The sequence below is a fragment of the Bacteroidetes bacterium SB0662_bin_6 genome (assembly GCA_009839485.1).
Classification (GTDB): Bacteria; Bacteroidota; Rhodothermia; order Rhodothermales; family VXPQ01; genus VXPQ01.
In genome coordinates this window covers 1-3,288 of the sequence record VXPQ01000033.1, presented here as the reverse complement: position 1 = coordinate 3,288, position 3,288 = coordinate 1, and the positions used below count along the sequence as shown (strand labels likewise).

Annotated in this window: 3 protein-coding genes and 1 pseudogene; 2 read left to right on the top strand and 2 right to left on the bottom strand. The window is 56.0% G+C overall.

The features are described 5' to 3' along the window. The first annotated feature begins 263 nt into the window (after positions 1 to 263). Positions 264 to 367 (top strand): annotated as a pseudogene (locus tag F4Y00_06290) (TIGR00701 family protein). Positions 368 to 417: 50 nt separating this feature from the next. On the opposite strand, the gene F4Y00_06285 reads toward F4Y00_06290, so the two are convergent. After that, a complete protein-coding gene (locus F4Y00_06285; protein MYE04561.1) occupies positions 418 to 1,428 on the bottom strand; it encodes a site-specific DNA-methyltransferase in 1,011 nt (336 codons plus the stop codon). After that, positions 1,425 to 2,987 carry a HEAT repeat domain-containing protein gene (locus F4Y00_06280; GenBank protein ID MYE04560.1) on the bottom strand — a complete coding sequence of 521 codons (1,563 nt, stop codon included), beginning with the start codon at positions 2,985 to 2,987 and terminating at the stop codon, positions 1,425 to 1,427. Before F4Y00_06280 ends, F4Y00_06285 begins: the two co-directional genes overlap by 4 nt. Before the next feature lie 193 nt (positions 2,988 to 3,180). Between F4Y00_06280 and F4Y00_06275 the strand changes: the two genes are divergently transcribed. Continuing rightward, positions 3,181 to 3,288: TIGR00701 family protein (locus F4Y00_06275; GenBank protein ID MYE04559.1), on the top strand; the 108-nt coding region annotated here is incomplete at its 3' end.

Below are 3,288 nucleotides of genomic sequence, written 5' to 3'. Positions count from 1 at the left end.
ACGTTACTCGGAGAATCACCCTCTCCTGATTTCTACCACCTTCGAGACACATCCTATGCCCCCTTGGCCAAGCCTATGCCCATGGCTGATTCGAGTGTCTCTTGTCACGAGAGGACGGCACACAACCACCTGAACGAGAGAGTGAGGTTTTCCTTCCTCCGCATTCCCGCTTGCCTGGGAACCATGGGGAAGCACACCGGCGAGGAGCACACCCAAGCAAGCCATGCTGTAATAAGCTCTACCCCTGAAGCTCCCCCTCCCCGATGGCGCTGCACCTGCCGCCAGAGGCCTATCTCTGGTTCAAGACCTGCCACGTCATCGAGGTGGTGGTTGGTTTGCCGGGCGGGGGATCTTCTATCTGGTGCGCCCCCTGGCTGCCGTTGCCGCAGATTGACTCACTGGACGATGATGAGCCAGCTACCTAGTTGAGCCTGACCACAGGGGTGCCTGAAACACTAGGCCGAGACATAGATCAACGGCTTCACCAGCGTCAAGCCGTGTGATGGTTTGATGAACCTCCGCATCGCTCCAGGCATCCATGAAGCGTAAAGCCGAGAGGGCAGCGTACTCGCGACTGACGTCCATGCTGAGCCAACGGCGGCCGAGTTGCTCTGCCGCTTGACCGGTGGTGTTCGACCCGGAGAAAATGTCCACCACCAGATCTTCCGGGTCGGTAAGGAATTGTATGAAGAACTGTGGTAGTGCGCTGGGGAACCGTGCGGGATGGCTTCTTCGGCCCAGCATGTTGCACAGTCGCAGGTAGCTTGAATTGCTTTCCGTATTGGGAATTTGTAGCAGGTTCGAGGGAATCGCACCGCCGTTGTCTCTGGCGAAGGCCCTGGCGATGTCGTGCCCTGAAGGTCTTTCCTTCGGTTGGTAGAACTTGCCGGGGTTCTCAAGCAACGTCTTCATCCGCTTCGAGTACGGTACCAACACTTTCGTAACGTCCGCTTTTGGCTCAGTTGATCGGGAAAACCACCAGACAGTATTTACGGCATCCTTGGCTCGGATCTTGCGCTTGTTGACCCATTCGATTGGCGACGGCAGCTTCGACGGATTGAACCAGAAAAATTCTTCTGCCAATTCGTAGCCGAGACGGTCGCAAAAGTCTAAAAGTACGTGATAGTTGTAGAGCGAGCGTACCGGCTTGCCGCGCTTGTAGGCCCCGCCCAGGTCCAGAACGAAGCTGCCGCTATCCTTCAGCACACGGTATGCAGCTTCTCCAAACCTTCCTAGCCACTCGACATACTGATCCTGGCCTTTATTGCCGTATGCCTTCTGTCGCAGCAGCGCAAAGGGAGGGCTGGTCATGATTAAATCCACGGACTGATCCGGCAGGTGCGCCAACAACTCCAAGCTGTCACCGCACAACTGAAGGCCGCAGGGCGTCCGGTACATCTGCTTGTCCTGGGGGAAGTCAAAATTCATTGGGCATTGCCCATAGGAGGGAAGTTTGCGCCCGGTTGCAACTCCCAGTGCCGCGCTATCCAGCTTTCGGCAAACGACCACAATACAGTAATCGCGTAGTGAAGCTCCGGCGCCGTTTCCTGTAGATCCGCTACTGCCCCCGCGAGATACTCTCTGGGCAGGTGACCAGCCAGCCAAACGGCCCACTTGGAGGGATTCTCCCCGGCAAGCTGTCCAGTCAGCGCATCGATGACGTCGGCTGGTAGCGCTCCGTGCTGACGCAGGGCCTCGGCACAGCCGGCTGCGATAGCAGGATTCTCTTCCTGTAATCCGGAGAGAAGCCAGGGAACTGCGTCTGAATGCAGCCTGACAATACCTTCAAGAGCCTCTTCACGGAGGTTCGGATTGACATCCCCAAACGCCTGCACAAGGCACTGACACGATTGAGAGTCATTGCTGCGACTTAACGACCAAGCCGCAGCACTACGTGTAAAGTAAGGGCGTTCAGCGTCGTTCAAGATGGTGCTCAATAGGCTCACACACTCCTGGGTACCGGCTTCTCCCAACGAAATGACGGCTTCAAGCTGAATCTGCTCGTCAGAATGCATCAAGTACGGCATAAAGAGATCTTGTGCTCCCATATCACAGATTGCAACAAGGTATGCCGCAGCTTCCAGCCGGACGTACATGTCTTCTTCCTGATCTCTTTCAAGACTAGCAATAGTATTGGTTAGAGAGTCGCTACGCCTAAGCCGGAGTCTGGCCAGCTTCACCCCAGTAAAACGCTGAGTCCGCTCGCGGGAAGACAGAAGTTGCAAAAGTTGACAGTCTGTCAACTCCTGGGAGCAACGCAAGTGATTATCAGTTTCTGGCCTGACTCTCGACGCGATAATCTGATTGAGCGCAACTTGGTCGCCACGGTCTACTACTATCTTTATTTTCGGGGGAATCGTCTGGGTGTGACGATGCCCATCGCCAGCTCTGGTGAGTGTGATCTTTTGACCGCTCACGGCTTCAACAAAGCCGTTGCGCCGGGAAAACCGTGACTTCCACGATATACTGGTTTCCGACGCTTCGGCCACTCCCTTGGTTGACGCTTCGTCATGTGGTACGTCTCTGAACTGGCCGACTCGTATGTAATTTACCTTGCCTTGGGGTTGCCACTGGATCCGGTTACGCTCGTGCCAATAAGAATTTTGATCGTTGAGCCGACCAATGCACCACTGCTTTTCTTGATCCTTATCCTTTGTGCAGACAGGAAAAGCGACCACGTCAGTGTCCACCATGCCGAAGTCCCAGGCACGTTCATGGGCTGAAAAGCTATGGGACATGGACAGTTCGGCCTTTGTTTTCGCCCGGCTCTCGACGCGAAGTCCGCAAAGCTTGCAAACAAGGTCTGGAATGCGGACTCGCTTGCGCTTTACGTCCTTCCAGAGCTTCGTGTCCATGGCGCCACGTTCGAGCTCAACGATCTGGTGACCCAGTCTCTCCAGATCTTGCGCCACATGCCGGCTGCCAACAGCTCCCAGGGCGATCTTCTCGAAGAAGCTGGAGTCAGGCTTGAAGGCGAGAGGTGGCATGGTGACAATCTATCCAATGGGCTCAGAGACCGTACCTGAGTCTATTAGGCGCTCCCGGCCCGCTCGGCCAAGCCGCAAAAGAGTGGATCTCTGCACGGAACGCTCCCTGAGTGGACAAGTACCTGACAGTTGAGGCATGCACCCCAGCAAGCCATGCTGTAATAAGCTCTGACCCCGAAGCTCCCCCACCCCGATGGCGCTGCACCTGCCGCCAGAGGCTTACCTCTGGTTCAAGACCTTCCACGTCATCGGGGTGGTGGTGTGGTTTGCCGGGCTGTTCTATCTGGTGCGCCTCTTCATC